At 68.3% G+C, this 22,938-nt stretch carries 21 protein-coding genes; 11 read left to right on the plus strand and 10 right to left on the minus strand.

Translation table 11 applies throughout. The features are described 5' to 3' along the window. Nucleotides 1-42 precede the first annotated feature (42 nt). From ACXDC7_RS11090 to fdhA, 6 genes are read left to right on the plus strand one after another with little or no spacing between them, the layout of a single operon-like run. Entirely contained in the window at nucleotides 43-1,416 is a 1,374-nt protein-coding gene (locus tag ACXDC7_RS11090) for an ABC transporter substrate-binding protein (RefSeq protein WP_459222173.1), read from the plus strand. A gap of 8 nt (nucleotides 1,417-1,424) precedes the next feature. Continuing rightward, the gene (locus tag ACXDC7_RS11095; RefSeq protein WP_459222174.1) at nucleotides 1,425-2,348 is read left to right on the plus strand and encodes a carbohydrate ABC transporter permease; all 924 of its coding nucleotides are present in this window, start codon (nucleotides 1,425-1,427) and stop codon (nucleotides 2,346-2,348) included. Beyond that, the gene (locus ACXDC7_RS11100; protein ID WP_179446311.1) at nucleotides 2,345-3,175 is read left to right on the plus strand and encodes a carbohydrate ABC transporter permease; all 831 of its coding nucleotides are present in this window, start codon (nucleotides 2,345-2,347) and stop codon (nucleotides 3,173-3,175) included. The genes ACXDC7_RS11095 and ACXDC7_RS11100 overlap by 4 nt, the downstream gene beginning before the upstream one ends. After that, nucleotides 3,172-4,620, plus strand: coding sequence for a sulfatase family protein (locus ACXDC7_RS11105; RefSeq protein ID WP_459222175.1), 1,449 nt, complete (start codon nucleotides 3,172-3,174; stop codon nucleotides 4,618-4,620). Before ACXDC7_RS11100 ends, ACXDC7_RS11105 begins: the two co-directional genes overlap by 4 nt. Nucleotides 4,621-4,654: 34 nt before the next feature. Beyond that, nucleotides 4,655-7,042: an ATP-binding cassette domain-containing protein gene (locus ACXDC7_RS11110; protein ID WP_459222176.1), complete on the plus strand. Its 2,388-nt coding sequence runs from the start codon at nucleotides 4,655-4,657 to the stop codon at nucleotides 7,040-7,042. A 52-nt stretch (nucleotides 7,043-7,094) separates the two neighbouring features. Continuing rightward, entirely contained in the window at nucleotides 7,095-8,309 is a 1,215-nt protein-coding gene (fdhA, locus tag ACXDC7_RS11115; protein ID WP_459222177.1) for a formaldehyde dehydrogenase, glutathione-independent, read from the plus strand. Nucleotides 8,310-8,455: 146 nt separating this feature from the next. Here the strand turns inward: fdhA and ACXDC7_RS11120 are convergent, their stop codons facing one another. Beyond that, complete coding sequence (locus ACXDC7_RS11120; protein ID WP_459222178.1) at nucleotides 8,456-9,886, minus strand: hypothetical protein; 1,431 nt, start codon at nucleotides 9,884-9,886, stop codon at nucleotides 8,456-8,458. A 208-nt stretch (nucleotides 9,887-10,094) separates the two neighbouring features. After that, on the minus strand, nucleotides 10,095-10,583 hold the full coding sequence (locus ACXDC7_RS11125) for an SRPBCC family protein (protein WP_459222179.1): 489 nt from the start codon (nucleotides 10,581-10,583) through the stop codon (nucleotides 10,095-10,097). A gap of 57 nt (nucleotides 10,584-10,640) precedes the next feature. Here ACXDC7_RS11125 and ACXDC7_RS11130 point away from each other — a divergent pair, with 57 nt between their 5' ends. Both ACXDC7_RS11130 and ACXDC7_RS11135 read left to right on the plus strand, forming a co-directional pair. After that, on the plus strand, nucleotides 10,641-11,387 hold the full coding sequence (locus tag ACXDC7_RS11130) for a VOC family protein (RefSeq protein ID WP_459222180.1): 747 nt from the start codon (nucleotides 10,641-10,643) through the stop codon (nucleotides 11,385-11,387). Between the two features lie 10 nt (nucleotides 11,388-11,397). Further along, nucleotides 11,398-12,345: a hypothetical protein gene (locus ACXDC7_RS11135; RefSeq protein ID WP_459222181.1), complete on the plus strand. Its 948-nt coding sequence runs from the start codon at nucleotides 11,398-11,400 to the stop codon at nucleotides 12,343-12,345. A gap of 28 nt (nucleotides 12,346-12,373) precedes the next feature. Here ACXDC7_RS11135 and ACXDC7_RS11140 read toward each other — a convergent pair whose 3' ends face one another. After that, the gene (locus tag ACXDC7_RS11140) at nucleotides 12,374-12,757 is read right to left on the minus strand and encodes a VOC family protein (protein ID WP_459222182.1); all 384 of its coding nucleotides are present in this window, start codon (nucleotides 12,755-12,757) and stop codon (nucleotides 12,374-12,376) included. Between the two features lie 44 nt (nucleotides 12,758-12,801). On the opposite strand from ACXDC7_RS11140, the gene ACXDC7_RS11145 reads away from it, so the two are divergent. Beyond that, nucleotides 12,802-13,509 (plus strand): dienelactone hydrolase family protein, encoded by a 708-nt coding sequence (locus ACXDC7_RS11145; RefSeq protein WP_459222183.1) that lies wholly within the window; start codon nucleotides 12,802-12,804, stop codon nucleotides 13,507-13,509. A 3-nt stretch (nucleotides 13,510-13,512) separates the two neighbouring features. On the opposite strand, the gene ACXDC7_RS11150 is transcribed toward ACXDC7_RS11145, so the two are convergent. Next, complete coding sequence (locus ACXDC7_RS11150) at nucleotides 13,513-14,754, minus strand: MFS transporter (protein WP_459222184.1); 1,242 nt, start codon at nucleotides 14,752-14,754, stop codon at nucleotides 13,513-13,515. Nucleotides 14,755-14,835: 81 nt separating this feature from the next. Between ACXDC7_RS11150 and ACXDC7_RS11155 the strand changes: the two genes are divergently transcribed. Next, nucleotides 14,836-15,720 carry a LysR substrate-binding domain-containing protein gene (locus tag ACXDC7_RS11155; protein ID WP_179446301.1) on the plus strand — a complete coding sequence of 295 codons (885 nt, stop codon included), beginning with the start codon at nucleotides 14,836-14,838 and terminating at the stop codon, nucleotides 15,718-15,720. Nucleotides 15,721-15,749: 29 nt separating this feature from the next. On the opposite strand, the gene ACXDC7_RS11160 is transcribed toward ACXDC7_RS11155, so the two are convergent. Then, complete coding sequence (locus ACXDC7_RS11160; protein WP_459222185.1) at nucleotides 15,750-16,304, minus strand: LOG family protein; 555 nt, start codon at nucleotides 16,302-16,304, stop codon at nucleotides 15,750-15,752. After that, nucleotides 16,301-18,949, minus strand: coding sequence for a M14 family zinc carboxypeptidase (locus ACXDC7_RS11165; RefSeq protein ID WP_459222186.1), 2,649 nt, complete (start codon nucleotides 18,947-18,949; stop codon nucleotides 16,301-16,303). The genes ACXDC7_RS11160 and ACXDC7_RS11165 overlap by 4 nt, the downstream gene beginning before the upstream one ends. Before the next feature lie 135 nt (nucleotides 18,950-19,084). Between ACXDC7_RS11165 and ACXDC7_RS11170 the strand changes: the two genes are divergently transcribed. Next, nucleotides 19,085-19,570 carry a DUF6328 family protein gene (locus ACXDC7_RS11170; RefSeq protein ID WP_459222187.1) on the plus strand — a complete coding sequence of 162 codons (486 nt, stop codon included), beginning with the start codon at nucleotides 19,085-19,087 and terminating at the stop codon, nucleotides 19,568-19,570. A 6-nt stretch (nucleotides 19,571-19,576) separates the two neighbouring features. Here ACXDC7_RS11170 and panC read toward each other — a convergent pair whose 3' ends face one another. From panC to ACXDC7_RS11190, 4 genes are all read right to left on the minus strand, one after another. Beyond that, entirely contained in the window at nucleotides 19,577-20,428 is an 852-nt protein-coding gene (gene panC, locus ACXDC7_RS11175) for a pantoate--beta-alanine ligase (RefSeq protein ID WP_459222188.1), read from the minus strand. Nucleotides 20,429-20,447: 19 nt separating this feature from the next. Then, nucleotides 20,448-20,816, minus strand: a complete 369-nt coding sequence (locus ACXDC7_RS11180; protein ID WP_459222189.1) for a hypothetical protein — start codon at nucleotides 20,814-20,816, stop codon at nucleotides 20,448-20,450. Between the two features lie 76 nt (nucleotides 20,817-20,892). Continuing rightward, nucleotides 20,893-21,180: a hypothetical protein gene (locus ACXDC7_RS11185; RefSeq protein ID WP_179446297.1), complete on the minus strand. Its 288-nt coding sequence runs from the start codon at nucleotides 21,178-21,180 to the stop codon at nucleotides 20,893-20,895. A 10-nt stretch (nucleotides 21,181-21,190) separates the two neighbouring features. Beyond that, a complete protein-coding gene (locus ACXDC7_RS11190) occupies nucleotides 21,191-22,888 on the minus strand; it encodes a sodium:solute symporter family protein (RefSeq protein WP_179446296.1) in 1,698 nt (565 codons plus the stop codon). Between the last annotated feature and the right edge of the window lie 50 nt (nucleotides 22,889-22,938).

Here is a 22,938-nt window from a genome sequence, read left to right on the forward strand (position 1 = left end):
ATTGGTTTGTCAGAGTTGACACCCGTAAGCCCTGGAGGAGCAATGAAGCACCGACTGCCCCGCGCGGCACTCATCGTGGCCAGTGGGGCCACCCTGCTGCTGTCCGCCTGCGTGCCCGGCGCCTCCGGCCCGTCCGCACCGCAGGAGGGAGGCCCGGCGATCACCGCGCCCGTGACCGTCGAGGAGGTCGCGGCGCTCGGCGAGACCACGCTCGATGTCCTCGCCGACTCCGGTGAGGAGGGGACCCTCGCGGCGCTCGAGCCGCTCTACGAGGAGCGCTATCCGAACGTGGACGTCCGGATCACCGTGAAGGGCTTCGACGACCTGATGAAGACGGTCGTCAACGTGGTGAGCAGCGAAGGCGCGCCCGATGTGGTGCAGGGCAACCAGGGCTACGCCGTCGACGGCGCTCTCGTCGAGGCCGGCCTGATCCGCAATCTCGATGATGTGGCGACGGCCTACGGCTGGGAGGAACAGTTCGGCGCGGCCACGCTGGAGCAGTTCCGCTGGACCGAGGGGGGCGCCGCGTTCGGCGAGGGCGCCCTCTACGGCGTATCGCCGGTCGACGAGTTCGTCGGCGTCTTCTACAACCGCAGCGAGCTGGAGAAGCTCGGCATCACCACCCCGCCCAAGACCTTCGAGGAGTTCCAGCAGGCGCTCGCTGCCGCCAAGGCCGCGGGCAAGGTGCCGCTGATGCTCGGCAACTCGAGCAAGTACCCGGCGAACCAGGTCTTCTCGGTCGTGCAGTCGGCGTTCCAGGCGCCCGACGCGACCCGCGCCTGGATCACCGGAAGCGGGGAGAACTATGCGAACCCGGCGAATCTCGAGACGGCATCCATCATGCGGCAGTGGGTCGAGCAGGGCTACGTCGTCGAGGGCTATGACGGCATCAGCCCCGACGACGCGGTGGCGAAGTTCTCGGCGGGGGAGGGCGTGTTCCTGATCGGTGGATCGTGGAATGCGAATGCGCTGGCCGAGGTCGGAGGCGGCGACGGCTTCGGCTTCGTCGCGCCGCCGGTCGGCGCCGGCGGCGAGCGGACGGGGCCGGGCTCGCTGGGGCTGGGCTGGCACATCAATGCGGGTACGCAGAAGCTGCCGGCGGCCGTCGCCTTCGTGGCCATGCTGAACGATCCGAGCTTCGCCCAGCAGCTCGCGGACCTGAACCGCATTCCGGTTGCCGCGGATGGCGTCACCGCGCCGAATCAACTGTTCGCCGATGCCATGACGGCGGCGGGGGAGATCCGCGCCGGCGGCGGGGCGACCTTCTTCGTGGACTGGGCGACCCCGACCATGGCCGACACGGCAGGCTCCCGACTGCAGGAGTTGCTGGCCGGACGGATCACGCCGCAGGAGTACGTCAATGCGGTGCAGGCCGACTGGGTCGACTTCCAGGAACAGCGCGCCACCGGCAGATGACCAGCATCGTGACTGACCCGGCACCGAGGTCTGCCCCGGCGGCCGTGAGGCCCGTCCGCCGGCGGCGGATCCTGGGTGACTTCTCGGCGTACTGGTTCTTGGCGCCGGGGCTGATCGTCTATGCGATCTTCGTGCTCTGGCCGATTGCCCAGACGGCGTGGCTCAGCCTGTTCGACTGGAACGGGCTGACGGCCGGGCGCTGGGCGGGCCCCGACAACTACCTGCGCGCGTTCGGCGACCGGCGGATCACCGGGGCACTGGGCCATTCCTTCGCGTTCATCGGCTTCTACGCGTTGTTGCCGACGGCCATCGGGCTGGTCCTCACCGGCCTGCTTTCGCGGGTGCGGGTGTATGGGCTGACCTTCTTCCGCGCCGTGCTCTTCCTTCCGCAGATCCTCGCCACCGTGGTGATCGCGGTCGCCTGGCGCTGGATCTACGACATCGACGGACCGCTCAACGCCGGCCTGCGGGCGATCGGCCTGGGCGGACTCACCCGGGCCTGGCTGGGCGACTTCGACCTCGCGCTGCCCTCGGTCGGCATGATCGGCGCCTGGATGACCTACGGGTTGTGCATGGTCTTGTTCCTGGCGGGTGCGCAGAAGATTCCTCGCGAACTCTACGAGTCGGCACGGCTCGACGGCGCCGGTGCGGTCCGCGAGTTCCTGACCGTCACCCTGCCCGCCCTGCGCGGGGAACTCCAGGTTGCGCTCGTGCTCACCGTCACCTTCGCCCTGCGCAATTTCGACATCGTCTGGAACACGACCGCCGGCGGCCCGGGATCGTCCACGGCGGTTCCCTCGGTGTACATCTACCAGGGCGCGTTCCTCACCCGCGAGGTCGGCTATGCCGCGGCGATCAGCGTGCTGCTGACCATCCTGATCCTGGCCGTCACCGGGATCGTGCTGTGGACGCTGAGGGAGCGACGATCATGAAGGAACGTCCCGCCGCAGTAGGCATCACCCATGCCTTGTTGATCCTCGCCTCGATCGTCGCGCTGTACCCGTTCTTCTCGATCCTGGCGCTCGCCGTCAGCGAGCCCGGCCGCCGGCCGACCGGCATGTCGCTGCCCAGCAGCTTCACCCTCGACAACTTCGCGCGGGCATGGACCGGTGGCCACTTCGATCAGGCGCTGGTGTCCTCGGCCATCGTCTCGGCGGTGGTCGTCTGCGGCACGGTCGTGCTGTCGGCGCTCGCGGCGTACCCGTTGGCGATGATGCGGGTGCCGTTCGGGCGGCTGATCATGGGCCTGTTGTTGCTGGGTCTGGTGATGCCGGTCGAGGCGATGATCGTGCCTCTTTACTACCAACTGCGCGGCCTGGGGCTGACCAACAGCTATCTCGCCCTGATCCTCCCGCAACTCGGTCTGCAACTCGCCTTCGGCACCTTCTGGATGCGCACAGCGTTCGCCGACATCCCACCCAGCCTCTCCGAGTCCGCCGCCCTGGACGGTGCGAGCCGCCTGCAGGGACTGCGCCACGTTCTGCTTCCCGTGGTCAGTCCCGCCGTCGGGACGCTCGCCACGTTGATCTTCTTGTTCAGTTGGAACGAGTTCCTCCTGGCGCTGGTCATGGTGCCGACGAACCAGGCGGTGCAGACCGCGCCGCTGGCCCTGTCGTTCTTCGCCGGCAACATCCGGACCGGCGATCCGGGCGTCACCGCCGCCGCCGCCGTTCTCGTCGCCCTGCCCGTGCTCGTGGTCTACGTGTTCCTGCAGCGCCGATTCATCTCGGGCATGCTGTCGGGTGCAGTGAAGGAGTGACCACGGAGAGGGCCCTGATGCGTACCCGACCGAACATCTTGTTGATCATGAGCGACGATCATGCCGCTCGCGCGATCGGGGCGTACGGATCGGTGGTGAATGCCACTCCCCGGATCGACGAGATCGCTCGCCGGGGTGCCCGGTTGGACTCCTGCTTCTGCACCAACGCCATCTGCGCCCCGAGCCGGGCGAGCATCCTGACCGGAACCTACAGCCACGTGAACGGGGTGCTGACGCTCGCGATACCGATGGACGCGTCGCAGCCGACCTTCGTCTCCCGGCTGAAGGAGGACGGATATCGCACCGGGCTCGTCGGCAAGTGGCATCTGGGGCACGGCGAGGCGCATGACCCACAGGGCTTCGACTACTGGGACGTCCTGCTCGGCCAGGGGGAGTATGTCGACCCGCGGTTCCGCACCGCGGCGGGCGAACGCACCGAGACCGGATATGTGACCGACGTGATAACCGATCTCGGCATCGGGTGGCTCGACAGCCAGGCTCCCGACGAACCGTGGTGCCTGCTCGTTCATCACAAGGCGCCGCACAGTCCCTGGGAGCCGGACGCGAAGCACGCCGGGATGTATGCCGACCCGATTCCGCTGCCGGACACCTTCGATGACGACTACGACACCAGGAGCGTTGCCGCCCACCATGCGACGATGCGGGTCGCCGACTACCTGCGCCGCGACGATCTCAAGATCGATCCGCCGGAGGGGCTGAGCTATTCCGATCTGGCGGCGTGGAAGTACCAGCGGTTCATGGAGGACTACCTGGCGGTGATCGCATCCGTCGACGACAACGTAGGCCGGCTGATCGACTGGCTCGACGACCGCGACCAGTTCGACGACACGGTCGTCATCTACACCTCCGACCAGGGCTACTTCATCGGCGAGCACGGCTGGTTCGACAAGCGATTCATGTACGAGGAGTCGCTGCGGATGCCGTTCTTGATCAGCTACCCCAGGGCGATCGCGGCGGGCACCGAATCGGGCGAGATGGTCGCCAATGTCGACTTCGCCCGGACCCTGCTGGAGGCGGCCGGGGTCCAGCCGGATCCGCGGATGCAGGGGAGAAGCTTCTGGCGCGATCTCGCACCAGGTACGCCGGAGCCGGCCCGCGACGGCCTGTACTACCGGTACTGGGAGAACGACTCCTCCGACCATCACGTCCTGGCGCACTATGGCCTGCGCACGGAACGCTACAAGATCATCTACTTCTACAACGACGGCCTGGGGGTCCCGGGCTCCGGCCCCTACACCTACCCGCCCGAATGGGAGCTCTACGACCTGGCGAACGACCCGGACGAGCTGCACAACGTGTACCACGACCCCGCCTACGGCGAGATCCGCGAGCAGTTGAAGCGCGAGCTGTGGCAGGCCCAGGCCGCGGTCGGCGACGAACCTCACCCGCGGCAACCAGCGCCGGGACCGTTGACGGCCGACTAGAGTGGAGCGCGGCCGAGTCAGGGACGGGAGCGCAATGTCGACCACGCCGCACATCGCCGACAACCACGACACGATCCGGGTACGGGGTGCCCGGGAGAACAATCTGCGCGACATCAGCGTCGAACTGCCCAAGCGGCGGCTCACGGTGTTCACCGGGGTATCCGGGTCGGGCAAGAGCTCACTGGTCTTCGCGACCATCGCCGCCGAGTCGCAGCGGATGATCAACGAGACCTACAGCGCGTTCGTCCAGGGCTTCATGCCACGGATGGACCGGCCCGATGTGGACCTGCTGGAGGGCCTGACCACCGCGATCATCGTCGATCAGGAGCGGCTGGGCGCCAATCCTCGGTCGACCGTCGGCACGGTGACGGACACCGGCACCATGCTGCGGATCCTGTTCAGCCGGCTGGGTCAGCCGCACATCGGCTCGCCCCAGGCGTACTCGTTCAATGTCGCGTCGATCAGCGGCGCCGGCGCGGTCACGCTGGAGCGCGGGGGAGAGCAGGTCAAGGAGCGCCGGGACTTCTCGATCACCGGCGGGATGTGCCCGCGCTGCGAGGGCACCGGCCGGGTCAGCGACTTCGACCTCACCGCGCTGTACGACGAGGAGCTCTCGCTCAACGATGGCGCGCTGAAGATCCCGGGCTACAGCATGGACGGCTGGTACGGCCGGATCTTCCGCGGCGCGGGCTTCTTCGATCCCGACAAGCCGATCAAGAAGTTCACCAAGAAGCAGCTCAACGATCTGTTGCACAAGCCGCCGACCAAGATCAAGGTCGAGGGCATCAACGTCACCTACGAAGGCCTGATCCCGCGGATCCAGAAGTCGATGCTGAGCAAGGATCGCGAGGCGATGCAGCCGCACATCCGAGCGTTCGTGGACCGGGCCATCGCCTTCGACGTCTGCCCGGAGTGCGCCGGCACCCGACTGAACGAGGGGGCGCGTTCGTCCAAGATCGACGGCGTCAGCATCGCCGACGCGAACGCGATGCAGATCAGCGATCTCGCCGAGTGGGTACGCCGGATCGACGACCCATCGGTGGCGCCGCTGCTGACGGCCCTGCGCGACAGCCTGGACTCGTTCGTGGAGATCGGGCTGGGCTACCTGAGCCTGGATCGTTCGTCCGGTTCGCTGTCGGGCGGCGAGGCGCAGCGGACAAAGATGATCAAGCACCTCGGTTCCTCGCTGACCGACATCACCTATGTCTTCGACGAGCCGACCATCGGGCTTCACCCGCACGACATCCGGCGGATGAACGACCTGCTGATCCGCCTGCGGGACAAGGGAAACACCGTGCTCGTGGTGGAGCACAAGCCGGAGGCGATCGCCGTCGCCGATCACGTCGTCGACCTCGGTCCGGGTGCCGGATCGGGCGGCGGCACGATCTGCTTCGAGGGAACGGTCGAGGACCTGCGGGCCAGCGACACCCTGACCGGACGGCACTTGGACGACCGGGCGCGGGTGAAGGACGAGGTGCGCGAGTCGACCGGTGCGCTGGAGATCCGCGGCGCGACGACCCACAACCTGCAAGACGTCGACGTCGACGTACCGCGCGGTGTGCTGTGCGTGATCACCGGGGTCGCCGGATCCGGCAAGAGCTCCCTGATCCACGGATCGCTGGGCAACCTCGACGGCGTGATCGCGATCGACCAGGGCGCGATCAAGGGCTCGCGGCGCAGCAACCCGGCCACCTACACCGGCCTGCTCGACCCGATCCGCAAGGCCTTCGCGAAGGCGAACGGCGTCAAGCCCGCCCTGTTCAGCGCCAACTCCGAGGGCGCCTGCCCGGTGTGCAAGGGCGCCGGCGTCGTCTACACCGAGCTGGGCTTCATGGAGACCGTGGCCACGACCTGCGAGGAATGCGGGGGCAAGCGCTTCCAGGCGGCGGTGCTGGACTACAAGCTGGGCGGCTCTGACATCAGCGAGGTGTTGGCGATGCCCGTCGCGGAGGCGGAGCGATTCTTCGCCGAGGGCGACGCGCGTACCCCCGCCGCACACAAGATCCTGGAACGGCTGGCTGCCGTCGGGCTGGGCTATCTCAGCCTCGGGCAGCCGCTCACCACGCTGTCCGGCGGCGAGCGCCAGCGACTGAAGCTCGCGACGCAGATGGGGGAGAAGGGCGGCGACGTGCTGATCCTCGACGAGCCGACGACGGGCCTGCACCTCGCCGATGTCGAGCAACTGCTGGAGCTGCTGGACGGCCTGGTCGACTCGGGCAAGTCGGTGATCGTGATCGAGCACCACCAGGCGGTGATGGCGCACGCGGACTGGATCATCGACATCGGACCGGGCGCGGGCCACGACGGCGGCCGCGTGGTGTTCGAGGGTACGCCCGCGCAGCTCGTCGCCGACGGCTCGACGCTCACCGGCCAGCACCTGGCCGAGTACGTCGCGGATGGAGCAGCCGCGGGGAAGGGGTAGCCAGAGCGTCGATGTCGGCGCATTGTGGAGTCATCCGAGGAAAGGATGAGTCATGGCTGACTCCAACCGCGTCGTCGTGTACCAGGGTCCCGGGAAGGTGGCGGTCGAGTCGATCGACTACCCGAAGCTGGAGATCCCCGAGGAGGTCGCGAGTCACTTCGGTATCGCACAGAAGGCCCCACACGCGGCCATCCTCAAGCTGGTCACCACCAACATCTGCGGCTCCGACCAACACATGGTGCGCGGGCGTACCACCGCGCCCGTGGGGCAGACGCTCGGGCACGAGATCACCGGCGAGGTCGTCGAGACCGGGGAGGACGTGCTCTTCGTCAAGAAGGGCGACATCGTCTCGACGCCGTTCAACATCGCCTGCGGTCGGTGTCGGCTGTGCAACGAGGGCAAGACCGGGATCTGCCTGAACGTCAATCCGGCAAGGCCCGGTGCCGCGTACGGCTACGTGGACATGGGCGGCTGGATCGGCGGGCAGGCCGACTATGTGATGGTGCCGTACGCCGACTTCAACCTGCTGAAGTTCCCCGACCGCGATCAGGCCCTGGAGAAGATCCTGGACCTGACGATGCTGTCCGACATCTTCCCGACCGGCTATCACGGCGCGATCACCGCCGGCACGACGACGGGCTCGACGGTCTATGTCGCCGGCGCCGGGCCAGTCGGGCTGGCCGCCGCGTACGCCGCGCAGTTGCTCGGCGCGTCGGTGGTGATGGTCGGTGACATGAATCCCGAGCGGATGCGCCAGGCCGAATCGTTCGGCTGTGTCGGGATCGACCTGACCAGCGAAGGGGAGTTGGGCGACAAGGTGGCCGACATCGTCGGCGAGCCGGTCGTGGACGCGGCCGTGGACGCGGTCGGATTCGAGGCGCGCGGCCACGGCGAGGGCGCCGCGGAGGCGCCCGCGACTGTGCTCAACGACGCGATGACCATCGCGCGGGCGGGCGCAGGGATCGGCATTCCCGGCCTCTACGTCACCGGCGACCCCGGTGCCGTCGACGACGCCGCCAAGGAAGGAACGCTCGGCGTCCGGTTGGGCCTCGGCTGGTCCAAGTCGAACTACTTCGTGACCGGCCAGTGCCCGGTGAAGCAGTACAACCGGAAGCTGATGAACATGATCTTGAGCGACAAGGCCGACATCGGGAAGGCGGTGAACGCGACCGTGATCACGCTGGATCAGGCCCCGGAGGGCTATGCCAGCTTCGATCAGGGCGTCGCGCGCAAGTACGTGATCGACCCGCACGGCATGGTCGCCTGAGGCACCCTTGGTTGCGCTTGTCGGGCCTCGATCATCGGGTCGCTTGGAAAAAGCGGGATCGTTGCGACGGAGGCAAGACGACAGGCAGCCTCGGCTACCCAGACAGCATGGGTCCGATCGACAAGCCCAGTTACAACCGAAGGCGCTCAGCCGATTCCCAGCAGGACTTCGAACTTGGCACGCAGGAGCGGGTAGTCGTAGGGAGCGCTGGGATCCGCCGCAGCCTCGGCGAGGGTGCCGAGATCATCGTCTGTGAGGACGATAACGTAGCCGTGCCCGTCATGAGCGATCGAGGCGGCACGAGCGTTCGCGGCAGCAATGTCTTGCAACGATCTGCACACAAGGAGGCCGAACTGCCCGCGGTGAGGAGAAAACCGCAACGCAAGTTGATCGAATTCCGGATTATTGACATCACTCCGGTAGTTCTTACATTCGACCGGGACTAATGCAGAGCGGTAGTTCTTACGGAGCCAGTGGAAGAAACCTTCTCCCGCGACGTTATCGTATGTAATGTCGATTCGTTTCAAGCCCCCGTGGATATGCTGCTCAATCCGCTCATTGCCCAGCTGGGTATCGAACAGAGCAGTCAAGAACTTGGCGACTGATCGGTGGTAGTTGTTCGCCCCCGCATGCCCGGGCGCGACCGCTTTGATCTCGTCGAGGAGATCAGCCAGAGACTCCTGGCCAGAATTAGTACGCCCATGGATCGTACTATCAGGCAGAGGCGTCGACCCCTCTGCGTCGAGATCTCTCTTGTAAGCGCGGAGGGCTTGCGGAAACCTTTCCGTGTGAGCTTCGATCGCAGCCTTGTTCTTGCCTAGGTGCTTGTCAAGTTTGCCCTTCATGACTCGTCGCGTTGTTCCTTCAGCGCCTCCGCGCTTAGCGCGCGGCCTCTGCTTGACGGTGCGAACGAACTCGGATGAAGGTTTGCTTAGCTCGATGTCCTCGTAGTAGGGCCGTAGGTAGCCGCGATAGTACCTGCCTGTGTCCACGGAAAGGCGGAGCCGCACGATCGATTTCGGCACAAGAAGCAACTTGTTCTCGCCTGCACGGGGTAAGTCGACGTAGGCGTCCATCCACGTTGATGCACCGCTGTCCCACATCGGCCCGGAGTCCTGTAGTTCCATCGGTATGCTGTGGAACCTGCATTGGTCTTGCGTGTACAGGATCAGTTGCTCGCGGATGATGCAGGTTGTCATGTCGCTGATGACGTCCCGGTCAACGCCGGCGACAAAGAGAGCTGCATCCTCGAGGTCTCGGAGGCGGCCCGTCTGAGCAGCACGACTACTTCTTAGGTTGCTGATCAATTCATCGGCCTTTTTTTGTGACCCTAAAGAGCGTCCGCGGGAGCGACCTATACTTTCGCCAAGATGCGTCTCGTTGGGCTCCTGCAGCGGCACGATCAGTTCCTTGATTCGTGCAATGTCGTCGCGCCGAACGGCACCGAGTAACGCGGCAAAGTAGGTCTGGATAGAAAGAATGCACTCATCGGCCCAGTCACCTGTCTGCAAACGGATGGCCTGCGGGTCAATATAAACCGGGATGTCCGCCGTCGTGTCGACATCGACAAAGTCCACGCCGCTCTGGCTAGCGCCGAGGTTAAAATATTCGGAAACTCGCACAGTTACTCTGTCCGCCAACATGCGCTCTGACTCGCCATCTGATGCATGCAATCTACGACTACCTGCGCAGATGCGGCAAGACGCTACATCTACTTCAGCCTCCGCAGAGGTCGTGTCCGATAAGCCACATTATGACACTTCACGATCGCCGGGCCGGTACCGGCTACCGCTCCAGGACCGCCCTCATACCTTCGAGCGTCTGCCTCATCCCCCGCTCGTTGGTCCGGCGTCGTGCCCGCCCGAACAACAGCCAGTACGCACGGACCGGCACCGAGGGTTCCAGCCGGAAGTACTCGGTGACGACGGAGCCGTCGTCGCCGTCGGGTTCGATCCGGTAGCCCCAGTTGTTCACGGTGACCCGCTCGGTGCCGACCGAAAACTCGAAGACCCGCAATGGTTCGCACCGGGTCACGGTGCACGGCGTCCAGTAGGTCGGCCCGATCCCGTTGCGGCGCACGTGCCCACTGAAGGTCGCGCCGACCGCCGGGCCGGTCGAGCCGCGAGTCCAGCGCGCCTCGAACGTCTCCGGGGAGAACTCGCCGATCCGTGTCACGTCACTGACCAGCGCCCACACGCGATCCGGCGTGGCGGACATCCGCATCGCCACCTCGCCGCCGAGCCACGTTCGATCGGCCCGGGCCTGCCGCCTCATCGCCACCTCATTGCTGGCAGGCTACCCGGCGCGCGGGCACGGGCGTACCCTCGGCTCGTGGCCCGCACCCGCCTCGCCGTGATCATCGACGCCAACGACCCCGCGCTGCTCGCAAGGTTCTGGGCCGCCCTGCTCCGACGCGACCTGATCAGCGACGCCGCCCGGCCGACTCTGCCGGCCCGTGACGACCGCGAGCTGGCCATCCGGTTCGAACCCACCGCACGCGCCAAGCGCGTTCCCAACTGGGCCCACTTCGATCTGACCAGCACCTCGCTCGATGACCAGAAACAGACGGTGACCCGGGCGCTCGGGCTCGGCGCGACCTTGATCGACTTCGGACAGGGCCCCGATGCCGTGCACGATGTGCTGGCCGACCCCGAGGGCAACGAGTTCTGCGTAACCCCGCACTGGAACACCTTCCTCGCGCGGACCGGCCGCATCGGCGCGCTCGCCAGCGACGGCACCCGCGCGGTCGGAGAGTTCTGGGCCGCCGCCCTCGGCTGGCCGCTGGTCTGGGACGAGGGCGAGGAAACGGCGATCCAGTCCCCTGCCGGCGGGACCAAGATCAGTTGGGGCGGCCCGCCGCTGATGGAGCGCGACGGGCGCAACCGTTGGCGCTACGAGTTGATCACCGAGACATCGGTACGCGACGAGGTCGATCAGCTGACCGCCCTCGGCGCCGCCCTGGTCTCCCCCACCGACGACCGGGCCGATTCGGCCGCGATGAGTGACCCCGATGGCAACGAGTTCACGGTTGCCGCCCCGCGGTCGTGGACATCGGAGCGGCGACCCCGCCCGGTGTGACACTGGCGCCATGTCGCTGCCCCGGCGCACGCTCGTCGCGCTGCTGCCCGTCGCCACAGCTCTCGCCGCCGGGCTGGTCGGCTGCGGCGACGCCAAACCGGCGCCGGAGGCCGAGGCGACCGCCTCGCGGCTCGGCACGGCACTCGCCGAGATCGACGGCGTCACCTCGTCCGAGGCGAGGGTGCACATCCCCCGCCGCTCTCCCCGCGCGCGGATCGTCGGCAATGTCACCGTTCGCCCCGATCTCGATCTCGCCGAACTGACACGGGTCGCCCGGGCCTTCCGCGCCGCGCTCGAGGCCCACCAGTTTCCGCCGTACCTCACCGAGGGCCGGCTCACCACATCGCTCGACGGTCACGAGTTCAGCTGGGAGATGGACCTGGCTGCGCCGGGCGAGCTGGTCGGACCCACGGTCGAGACCGCCTACGCCGAGCTCGATCGCGCGGCCAGCTCCGTCCAACTCGACCGGTACGGCGTCCGCTCCTCCTGGGAACGGATGGACGATCGTGCCCTGCTGGCGCCGGTCGACCGGGTCCGGGTCGGCCGCGGGCTCACCGCGAGCGATTCCGCAGGCACGTTCACCTGGGTCGATGTCGTCGTGTTCCCCGACCAGCGCATCTACCCGATCCCCTTCACCTCTCTTGCCACCCCGATGATCGGCATCATGCGCAGCATCAGGCTCGGCTTCCTCGACAACCGGGTGAGCTGGCAACTGTCTCCAAGGTCCGAACGGATCGGGGGCGCCGACGATCCCCTGCTGCGCAGCACGGCGGCCCGATTCCTGCGCGACCTGCTCGCCCGCCCGGTGGCGCCGGAGCAGGACGTCGAGTTCATGCCGCCCTGGGGCGTGAAGCTCCGGGTCGCCGACACGGTCACGATCACCGAATGGAACAACGATGCGACGCGTGCCCAATCGGAGGCGGTCGTGATCGGCCTGCTCGAGGAGCTGAACCGCTGAGCGGGCGTACCAACGCCGGCGGATCGGACTACAGCTCGGCGATCCGGCGGCGCAGGAGGCAGAACTCGTTGCCCTCCGGATCGGCCAGCACGTGCCACTCCTCCTCCCCGGTCTGACCGACATCGGCCGGCCGGGCACCCAGCGTCAGCAGCCGGTCCAGCTCGGCCTCCTGATCACGGTCGACCGGGTTCACGTCGAAGTGCAGCCGCAGCGGGTTCCTCGCCTGCCCCGCGTCGGCGACCTTCGCCAGAATGATCGTCGGCGCCAACCCGCCGAAGCCCGATTCCGGGCCGATCTCGATGTCCTCGCCGTCGCGGTCCAGCACCACATAGCCGAGGACCGCGCACCAGAAGTCCGCCAGTCGGGCGGGATCGTTGCAGTTCAACACCAGTTCGGAAAGCCGGCAGCTCATGGTCCGACCGTATGCCGCGCGGCGCCGCGTGTCAGACTTCGGACATGATCGACAGCGAGCGGGTCGAAGTTCCCACCCCGGACGGACCGATGCCTGCCGAGTGGTTCGGGCCGACCGACGGATCCGTGCCCGTGATCGTGGTCTGCCAGGAGATCTTCGGCGTCACCGACTACATCCGGCGTCGCTGCCGCGATCTCGCCGACGCCGGGTACGCCGTCCTGGCCCCCCGCTTCTACTGGCGCCTCTCCCCCACCGGCGACGCACCGGAGATCGCCGAGACCGACGAGAACGCCCTGCAGCAGGCGATGGGGCTGGCCCAGCAGCTCGACTTCGCCGCGGCAACCGCGGACGGAGTGGCCGCCGTGGCGTACGCCCGCGAGCACGGGACCGCGGTCGGCCTGGTCGGCTTCTGCTTCGGCGGCGGGCTCGCCTTCGCCATCGCCGCGCAGGCGGAGCCGGACGCGCTGGTCAGCTACTACGGCTCGGGATTGCCCGGCCTGCTGGAGCTGGCCCCCCGGGTCACCGCACCCAGCCTGCACCACTTCGGCGACGCGGACTCCTTGATCGATGCCGACGCCCAGGCCCGGGTACGCGACGCCGTCACCGCCAACACCGAGGCCGAGTGGATCACCCACCCCGGCGCCGACCACGCCTTCGACAACGACGTGGCCCCCTGGCACCACCCCGAGGCATCGGCCCGCGCGTGGCAGGCGACGCTGCGTTTTCTCGCCGACCGGTTGCCCGCCCGCTGAGCCTCACCCTGCCTCGCGGGCACGCCCGCGCCCACCCCGGGCCTGCGCTCGCCAGAGCGCGGCCGCGGCGAGCGTCGACGCCACTGCCAGCCCGCAGGCCATGATCACGAAGCCGGCGACACCCGGGACGAAGGCCCCGAGGACGGTGGTACCCACCGCGACGCCGAGATTGGAGGCCGAGTTGTTCCAGGACACGACGCTGCCCCGCTGCCGGGGGAACCGGGTGGCAAGCTGCGCCTGGGTCGCCCCGAAGAGCGTCCCGCCGGCCGCGAACCAGACCACGAGTCCTGCCAGTGCCACCTGCACGTGGCTCGCGGTGAGGGCCACGCCCATCGCCACGGCCAGGACCGTCCCCGCCCCGACGCTGATCGAGGCGATCGACCAGCCCGACCGCCGCCAACGGTCCACCAGGGGGCCCGCCACGAACGAGCCCAGCAGGGCGCCGACCCCCGCCACGGCACCGACCAACCCCAGTTGGGTCACACCCAGCCCGAATCGCCGGCCGAACAGCAGCCCCACGAACGAGTACGCACCCATCCGGGAGGCCTGCGCCAGCGTCGTCATGACGATGATCAACACGAACTCCGGGCGCCGCCACAACGCCGCCGAGGCACGCAACGCCTGCGTCGCGGAGCGCTCCGCGGGCCTGGGGCGGTCAGGATCGCGCAGCCGGAACGCGAGCAGCAGCATGGTTGCGAGCATGCACGCCCCGAGCGCGGCGAAGGACCAGCGCCAGCTCGCCGCGCCGGCCACGAAGGTGCCGAGAGGCACGCCCAGGATCTGGCCGGAGGCAAACGCGGCGGTGCCGCGGCCGATCGCCCGGCCGACCTGGTGCGGTGCCGCCGTCTCGCCGAAGTACGCCCAGATCGCCGGGCCCGCCAGCGCCCCTCCGACGCCGGTGACACCGTGCGCGACGACGATGATCGGCAGGGACGGCCCCAGCGCGCAGACCAGGTCGGCGATTCCGAAGATCGTTCCCCCCAACAGGATCACCCGGCGCCGGGAACGGTTGTCGGCCAGCGCGCCGAGGACCGGGCTGACCAGGGCGTACCCCAACACGTAGGCGGTGATGATCATCGCCGCCGCGGACGGCGGCTCCCCGAGGTCTGTGCTGACATCGGCCAGCATCGGCGAGACGACGAACATCTGGGCACCGATCAGGAAGAACACCAGATACAACAGCCCGTGCTGACGCCAGGGCGTCTGCACGGGAACCGTCCTCGTCGTCTGCGTAGTGGTCGTCACACTCCCATGGTGACCCCCGGGAACCCGTCCGGTCCAAGACCGGGTTCTTCGGCGTCGATAAGTCACGCTTATCATCGGTACGTGGGACTGGAACGACTCGAGTACTTCCTTGCGCTGGCCGACGAACTGCATTTCGGCCGCGCGGCCGAACGCGTGCACATCAGTCAGCCCGCTCTCTCCCAGCAGATCAAGAAGCTGGAATCCGAGCTCGGGGCCACCTTGATCGACCGGACGAATCGCTCGCCGACGCTGACCGCCGCCGGCGAGCGGCTGCGCACGGGAGGGCAGGAGCTGCTGGGTGCCCACGCGCGGCTCTGGGAGGATGTCCGCGCCGCCGCGCAGGGCCGGACCGACACTCTTCGCCTGGCGCGAACCAGGTCGAGCACCGACCCCCTGATCACCGATCTGGTCTCCCGGTTCCAGGACGCGTACCCGACCGTGGCCGTGCACACCTCGACCGGCTGGACAGCCTGGAATCTCACCCAGCTCACCATCGGCACCTTCGACGTGGCCGTGGTCCGCGGCCATCCGCGTCATCCGGGGGTACGCACGATGCGCCTCGCGCGCAGCGAGCTGGTCGCCGTCGTCTCGGACCGACATCCCGCGGCGCGGCGCGGCGGGCCGATCGGCATCGCCGACCTCGCGGGCCAGGCGCTGGTGATCTGGCCGCGGGAACTGGGACCGGATTTCTACGACCGGATCGTCACCCATGTCCGCGACCGCTCCCGCCGGCCGATCATCCTCGAGGCCGACAACGCCAGCACCTTCGACGCCGTGGCCGAGGGGCGCGGCTTCGGCGTACTCGACCGCATCCGCGTACCGGATGACCATCCCGGGATCACTGCGTTGCCGTTCGCCAAACCACTGCGGGTCGATCTGCGGCTGGCCTGGCACGGGGAGCCGGAACGGGGCGGCGCGCTGGCCGGATTCCTCCGCCTGGCGCAGCGGGTGGCCGTGCGGACCTGACGCCCGTCCGACCTCCGTCGGGCAGCCGGTCAGCCCAGGGCGAGCCGCAGTGCGTGGTCGGGATCGGCGGCGACCAGCAGCCTGGCCCGCGCCTCGGGTGTCAGGAAGCCCGCGCTCTCGAAGTGCTTGGCCAGCCCCAGCAGCGGCTGCCAGAAGCCGCCGTCGTCCAGCAGCACCAGCGGCTGACGCAGGTAGCCGAGGTTCAACCAGCTCCAGATCTCGACCAGCTCCTCCAGGGTTCCGGACCCGCCCGGCAGGCAGATGAAACCGTCGCAGCGGTCGGCCATGATCTTCTTCCGCTGGTGCATCGACTCCGTGATCACCAGCTCGGACAGGTCGCCCCGACCCCACTCGCGATCCATCATCGATTGCGGGATCACGCCGACCACCGTGCCGCCGTGGTCGAGCGCGCCCTGCGACACCGCGCCCATCAGGCCGACGCCGCCGGCCCCGTAGACCAGGGCGGCCCCGCGCCCGGCGATGGCCGCGCCCAATCGGTACGCCGTGTCGGACCAGCGCTCATCCACCCCGGGCGCCGAGCCCGCGAACACCGTCACCGCCGCACCGGTCTGCCCCACGGTCACCGGGCCTGGTCGGCCACACCCCAGAAGATCGCCGCGGCGCCCTGGGCCATGCCGTTCTTGGTGTGGGTCCGGAAGAACGGCGATGTGCCGAAGAGCAGCACGCGCGATCCCGAAGCGGACTCGGCGGAGATCACCGATGCCCGGCCGGCGGCGAACTCGGGGCCGGACTCGCCGGCACCGCGCCAGTGCCCGGCCAACAGCGGGTTGCCGGGCCCGTATCGCTGCTCGGCGCGGGTGCCGGCGCCCAGGTCGACGAACGTCACCGGCGGGTAGACGAAGGCGCTGTCCTGGGCCGACGCGGCCAGCACTCCGTCGGCCGGCGTCTCGACGGCGACGATCCCGTTGCCGCTGCCGGTCCCCTGCACCGCACGGGCATCGATCGCCCCGAGGCCGCCGGCGGCCCGCGCCGCCGCGAGCCCGCGGCCCAGCAGCGGATGGCCGTCGGCGAGGTACGCCTCCAGCGCGGCCCGCCCGACCGCCTGCTCGGTGGAGAACCGAAGATCGCTGCCGACCCAGACCGCGTCGGCGTCGTCGAGCAGGCCGGGCTCCTCGGTCAGCAGTTGGGCGCCGATCGGGACCAGGTCGGTGAAGCCCAGTTCTGTCAGCGCCAGCCGGTCGTCCGCGGTGCCGGTGTAGGCGATCCGCAGCGGGCCGGACAGCCGGCGGGTCCCGGCATCGTCGAGTTGCCCCACCTGCTCGGCGGTGGCCGAGGTGATCGTCAGGTCGTGGCTGCGCCACAGTTCACGCAACTTCGGCAAGGCGTCGCGGCCGAGGACCGGCGTACCGTCGGACAGCAACGCCACCTCGACGCCCGAGTCGAGCAGGGCGTTCAACGCCTGGTATTCGGTCAGCCCGGCAAGCTCGAAGGTGAACGAGCGGGCGGCCCCGTCGATCCGGCCGATCCGGTCCGGGGCATCGACGCGGCTGCCGCGGATCCGGGTCCGGTCGGTGATGTCACCGGCTTTGATCACGTCCGCTCCCCACAGATAGGAGTAGGACCAGGCCGACACGTCGTACATGCTGGGGACCTTGGCACTGATGTCGGAGCCGCGGTCCAGCAGCGCGTTGGCGAGCGCGCGCAGCGGCTGGTTCATGTCCACCGCATACGAACCCACCGGATAGGTACGCCCGCCCAGTCGCAGCTCGCGGTCCAGCCGGGTGACCCGGATGTCCTGCGCGATCAACTGCCGCACCAGACGCTGTGCATCGCTGCGCGAACGCTGATCATCGCCCATCGGGATCAGGTACGCGCGCGGCAGCGTGACCGGCTCCTGGTCATCGGCGGCGTCCCAGAACTCCTTCCACTCCGCGGGTCCGGGCACCTGGTCGATGGTGGCGCCGGTGAGCTGGGCCTTCGGCTCGCCCGCGACGGCGCGGCGGAAGAACTCGATCTGATTGGCCAACATGTCCTCGGCGTTCTCGTTGGTGTAGGCGACCAGGCTGTCGATCGTCTGCACGCCGACGGCGGTGTTGATCACGCCGTTCCCGGGCGTCTGGGAGTTGCCGTTCGGACGCTGCTTCGGCAGTTCAACGGTGCTGGTCACGGCACCGTGGAAGGCCGCGTACTGCGCGGTGAAGATGGGCGGGAAGTCGTCCCAGCCCGATGGGGTGTCGCGGTAGGGAATCTTGATGTGGGAGGTGGCCGGCCCGGTGTTCTCGTTGACCACCTGGCCGGTCTCGATGTTCAGGTAGGTGTTGCCGTCGATGTCGGCCGCGACAACATCGCGCTCGACCCGCAGCGCCGCGGCGTAGGCGTGGGGCAGGAACAGGTCGTACTCGTAGTTGTCGCCGTGCGGAGGGCCGCAGGGCTCGACCTGGAGCACGCCGGTGTAGCCGTGCAGATCGGCGGCGTACAGCGGCTGCAGGGCCTGGACGGTACGGACGAAACTCATCGATTCCGGTGTCGCGTTGGTGATCATGTCGCGGTTCTCGTCCAGCCCGAGTGCCGTCTGCCGGGTGCCGAGCGCCCGGCCGTCCGGGTTCAGGGTCAGACTGAAGTAGAGCCGGCTCTCCGCCAGCAGCTTCGTCGTGGCCGCATCCTTCGCGGTGATCAACTTCTCGATGTTGGCCAGCGCGGCGTCGGTGCCCTCCCATTCGTTGCCGTGGATGTTGCCGCTGAACCAGATCGGGGTCTTGTAGCCGCGGGCGAGCCCGCGATCCCGGGCCGCGACATCCGGCCGGTCCCTGATCTTGTCGCGCCAGCGGGCCTGCTTCGCGGTCTCGGAACGCGACTCCGGGGCGGTGACGGTGACCAGGTAGAGGTCTCGCCCACCCGTGGTCTCGCCGACGACCTGCGCCGAGATCCGATCCGAGGACCGCATCCACGCGTTCAGCTTCGGGGCGATGGCGTGGTAGGGGGTCAGACCCCCGGTCAACGAGCGATCGTCCGGGTTGTCGGGGAAGGTACGCAGCACCGGCTGCGAGGGATAGGACGCGGGCATCGGCAAGGCGCCCGGTGCTGCCTGCCCCTGTCCCTTCGCGGCCGCCCGAGCCAGTGCGGCGGGCGAGGCGGGGGCAGTGGATGCGGAGTCCTCGCCGCGCCCGTCGGACGGTTCGGCATGCGCCGGACGCATGCCGGGCGCCAGCAGCCCGACGGCGGCGAGGACCGCCACCAGCAGCAGAATCGGTGAACGCGGATGCCGCATGTCGCCTCCCAGGATCGCCCGGGACCCCGAGCTGCGTCCCGTGGCCCCACCCTGCCCGATCCGGGCGGGTTCCACCACCGATTCGGGCCGATGCCCGATCGGAACCCGCAGCGCCGTGCATGCCAGACTCGAGCCGTGACGCCTACCCCCGATCCGGAGGCCCTGCCCGAGCGCAACGAGACGCCCGCGGAGCGGATGGACCGCAACTGGGTCGAGCTGTTGCAGGAGCTTCGCGTGCTGCAGACCGGTACGCAGATCCTGGCGGGCTTCCTGCTGATCCTGCCGTTCCAGCCCGCCTTCGCCGAGCTCTCGCTCGCTCCCCGGATCGTCTACCTCTCCGCCAGTGGGCTGACCGTGATCACGACCATTCTCGTGCTCGCTCCGGTCAGCGCGCACCGGCTGCTGTTCCGTCGCGGGCGCAAGGCCCAGCTCGTCGATCTCGGCGACCGGATGGCCCGGCTCGGCCTGGCCAGCCTGGCACTCAGCCTGGCCTGTGTGATGTTCCTGATCTTCACCATGGTGCTCGGGCTCGTCGCCGGCGCCGTCGCCGCCGCGGTCGTGCTGATCATGGTGGTCATGCTGTGGCAGGTGCTGCCCCTCACCGCGCTCCTGCGACGCTGAGGCGGGTCAGATCCGCAGGTTGTCGATCAGCCTGGTCTGCCCCAGTCGGGCGGCGACCAGGGCGACCTCCGCCTCGCCCGCGCCCGCCGGCTCGGACAGGTCGGCGCGGCGCAGCACCGCATAGTCGGGTTCGAACCCGGCAGAGCTCAGGGCGGCCATCGCCTCGGCCTCGACGGCGGGGAGCGACGTACCCGCCCGCGCCGCGTCGGCCATCGCCGACAGCACCCGGTGGATGAGGCCCGCCCGGTCCCGCTGTTCGGTGTCGAGGAATCCGTTGCGCGAGCTCATCGCGAGACCGTCCGGCTCGCGCACGGTCGGCGCGGCGACGATCTCGATCGGCGCCGACAGGTCGGCCACCATCCGGCGGATCACCTGCAACTGCTGGTAGTCCTTCTCGCCGAACACGGCGACCTCGGCGCGACTCTGGTTGAACAGCCGCGTCACGACGCTGGCCACCCCGTCGAAGTGGCCGGGTCGGTGCGCACCCTCCAGGACGTCGGTCAGCCCGGGCACGTGCACGGTGGTTGCCGCCCCGGGCCCGAAGGGATACATCGCCTCCACCGAGGGCAGCCAGACCGCGTCAGCGCGGTCGGCGAGCGCGGCGAGATCGGCGTCGACGGTACGCGGATAGCGGTCGAAGTCCCCGCCGTCGCCGAACTGGGTCGGATTGACGAAGATGCTGACCAGGACCGCATCGGCCCGCTCCCTCGCGGCGGCGACGAGCGACAGATGCCCCGCGTGCAGATTGCCCATCGTGGGCACCAGGCCGATCCGGCGGCCGGCCGCGCGCGCCTCATCGGTCCAGGCGCGCAACTGCGCGGGCTCGGTCAGCGCCCGGGGCCGGCTCTGTTCACTCACAAGGCCCGGACCCTACCGGTCAGCCGGCGCGGGACCGCCGGGCGTTCACGAACGATCGCACCCCGATCACGACATAGCACGCCGTGATCACGAACAGCAGCACGCTGGTGATGATCGCCGACGGCCGCTCGGCGGTGCCGGCGAACAGTTGGCCGATCTTTACCACGTTCATCAACGAACCGAGCGCACCCAACAGGGCGATCATCAACGCGATGTGCACGACGATCTTGCGCAATCCATCCTGCCGGGCCAGCACACCGCAGATCACGATCGGCACGCCGACGAAGGCCGGGATCAGCGCGGTCACGCTCACCGCGCCCGTCGCCAGGTAGGCGATCAGCCCGATCACCGTGAGCAACACACCAACGGTCAGGGTCAGCCTGGGCACGAGATCTCACTTCCAGCCGGGTACGGACCAGAAAGATACTACTCACAGTAGTAAAGATCGTCCAGCGCGGTACGCCTCACTCCGGCGCGAGGTCGGTCTCGGCCTCCCCCGTCGGATCCTCGTGCACCCGGATGGTGATCGGCCGCAACCTGGCCCAGAGCAGGAACAGCGCCCCGACGGCGGTCATGGCGATCCCGGTCCACAGATTGGCATCGACACCGCCGGTGCGGGCGGCCTCGTCCGGGGTGAAGCCGACCAGGCCGACGATGATCAGCACGACCCCGTAGAGGCCGATCAGAGCGCCGATGAAGTTGCGGATGTCGAAGGCACCGACCCGCTCGGTGTGCACGCTCGATTCGGTCATGATCAGCTCCTCAGCCGAAGATCACATTCAGGATGATCACGATGCCCAGCGCGACCGCCGCCACCGGCACCGGCCGCTGCCACGGCTTCAGCTTGGCATCGTTCTCGTCGCGAAGGTCCGCGCGCGGGGTTTCCGAGGCGACCAGCCCGCGCAGCTCGTGCGCCGGCTTCGGGGTGGTCACCAGCGAGACCACCACCGACAACACGATGTCGACCGCGAACGCCACCGACGCGGCCAGGAACGCGGCGCCCTGGCCGGGCAGGTTGATCACGCCGACCTCGGACAGGATGAAGACCAGCACCGCCGACAAGGTGCCGCAGACCAGGCCGACCCAGCCGGCGGTCGGCGTCATCCGCTTCCAGAACATGCCGAGGATGAATGTGGCGAACAACGGCGCATTGAAGAAGCCGAAGAGCGTCTGCAGGTAGTCCATCAGGTTGGAGAAGTTCCCCGCGATCAGCGCGGTGAAGATGGCGATGATGCAGGCGGCGACCGTGGCGTACCGGCCGACCTTGAGGTAATACGCGTCGTCGCGGTCCTTGACCACGTACTGCTGCCACAGGTCATAGCTGAAGACCGTGTTGAAGGCCGAGATGTTGGCCGCCATTCCGGCCATGAACGCCGCCAACAGGCCGGCGATCGCCACCCCCAGCAGCCCGTTGGGCAAGACCTCGCGCATCAGCAACAGCAGCGCGTCGTTGTAGGTGACGCCGGTCTGCGCCACGGCCGCCTCCTCGCCGGCGCGGTAGTAGATCTCCTTGAACTGCGTGAGCTGCGGCACCAGCACGGCCGCGATCATGCCGGGGATCACCACGATGAACGGTACGAACATCTTCGGGTACGCCCCGATGATCGGGGTCATCCGCGCGGAGTTGATGTCCTTGGAGGCCATCGCCCGCTGCACCTCGACGAAGTTCGTCGTCCAGTAGCCGAAGGAGAGCACGAAGCCGAGGCCGAAGATGATCCCGACCACCGACAGCACCGGATTGGCGAAACCGGAGAGCTGTTCGCCCGGCCAGGTGTGCAACTGTTCCGCGCCGAGCATCCCGTCGTTCGCGACGCGCTGCATCAGCCCGTCCCAGCCGCCGACCCGGTTCAGGCCGATCAGCGTCAGCGGCAACAGCGCCGCGACGATCACGAAGAACTGCAGCACCTCGTTGTAGATCGCGGCGGACAGGCCGCCGAGCGTGATGTAGGACAACACGATCGCCGCGGCGACGATCAACGCCACCCACAGCGGCCAGCCGAGCAGGCGATTGACGATAGTGCCGAGCAGGAACAGGTTCACGCCGGCGATCAGAATCTGCGCGAGCGCGAAGGACAGCGCATTCACCAGGTGCGCACCGGTGCCGAATCGCATTCGCATGAACTCGGGCACCGAGCGGACCTTCGACCCGTAGTAGAACGGCATCATCACCACACCGAGGAACAACATGGCGGGGATGGCGCCGACCCAGAAGTAGTGCATGGTCGGGAAGCCGTACTGGGCGCCGGTCGCCGACATGCCCATCACCTCGACCGCGCCGAGGTTGGCCGAGATGAACGCGAGGCCCGTCACCCAGGCGGGCAGGCTGCGCCCGGACAAGAAGAACTCGATGCTGTTGGAGACGCCGCGCCGGGCGTACCAACCGATCCCGAGGACGAACAGGAAATAGACCGCGATCAACACGTAGTCGATCCACTGGGCGTCCAGCCTGATCTCATTCATGCCGATTCCCTTCCTACCCGGGCGCCGACGATCACTGCCTCCTTCGAGAC

It is taken from the genome of Naumannella huperziae (genome assembly GCF_054073625.1).

Coding starts and splice junctions, on each gene's coding strand:
- ACXDC7_RS11090 (WP_459222173.1), top strand. CDS start 43: ATGAAGCACCGACTGCCCCGCGCGGCACTCATCGTGGCCAGTGGGGCC.
- ACXDC7_RS11100 (WP_179446311.1), top strand. CDS start 2,345: ATGAAGGAACGTCCCGCCGCAGTAGGCATCACCCATGCCTTGTTGATC.
- ACXDC7_RS11110 (WP_459222176.1), top strand. CDS start 4,655: ATGTCGACCACGCCGCACATCGCCGACAACCACGACACGATCCGGGTA.
- fdhA (WP_459222177.1), top strand. CDS start 7,095: ATGGCTGACTCCAACCGCGTCGTCGTGTACCAGGGTCCCGGGAAGGTG.
- ACXDC7_RS11125 (WP_459222179.1), bottom strand. CDS start 10,583: ATGAGGCGGCAGGCCCGGGCCGATCGAACGTGGCTCGGCGGCGAGGTG.
- ACXDC7_RS11135 (WP_459222181.1), top strand. CDS start 11,398: ATGTCGCTGCCCCGGCGCACGCTCGTCGCGCTGCTGCCCGTCGCCACA.
- ACXDC7_RS11140 (WP_459222182.1), bottom strand. CDS start 12,757: ATGAGCTGCCGGCTTTCCGAACTGGTGTTGAACTGCAACGATCCCGCC.
- ACXDC7_RS11145 (WP_459222183.1), top strand. CDS start 12,802: ATGATCGACAGCGAGCGGGTCGAAGTTCCCACCCCGGACGGACCGATG.
- ACXDC7_RS11165 (WP_459222186.1), bottom strand. CDS start 18,949: ATGCGGCATCCGCGTTCACCGATTCTGCTGCTGGTGGCGGTCCTCGCC.
- ACXDC7_RS11185 (WP_179446297.1), bottom strand. CDS start 21,180: ATGACCGAATCGAGCGTGCACACCGAGCGGGTCGGTGCCTTCGACATC.
- ACXDC7_RS11190 (WP_179446296.1), bottom strand. CDS start 22,888: ATGAATGAGATCAGGCTGGACGCCCAGTGGATCGACTACGTGTTGATC.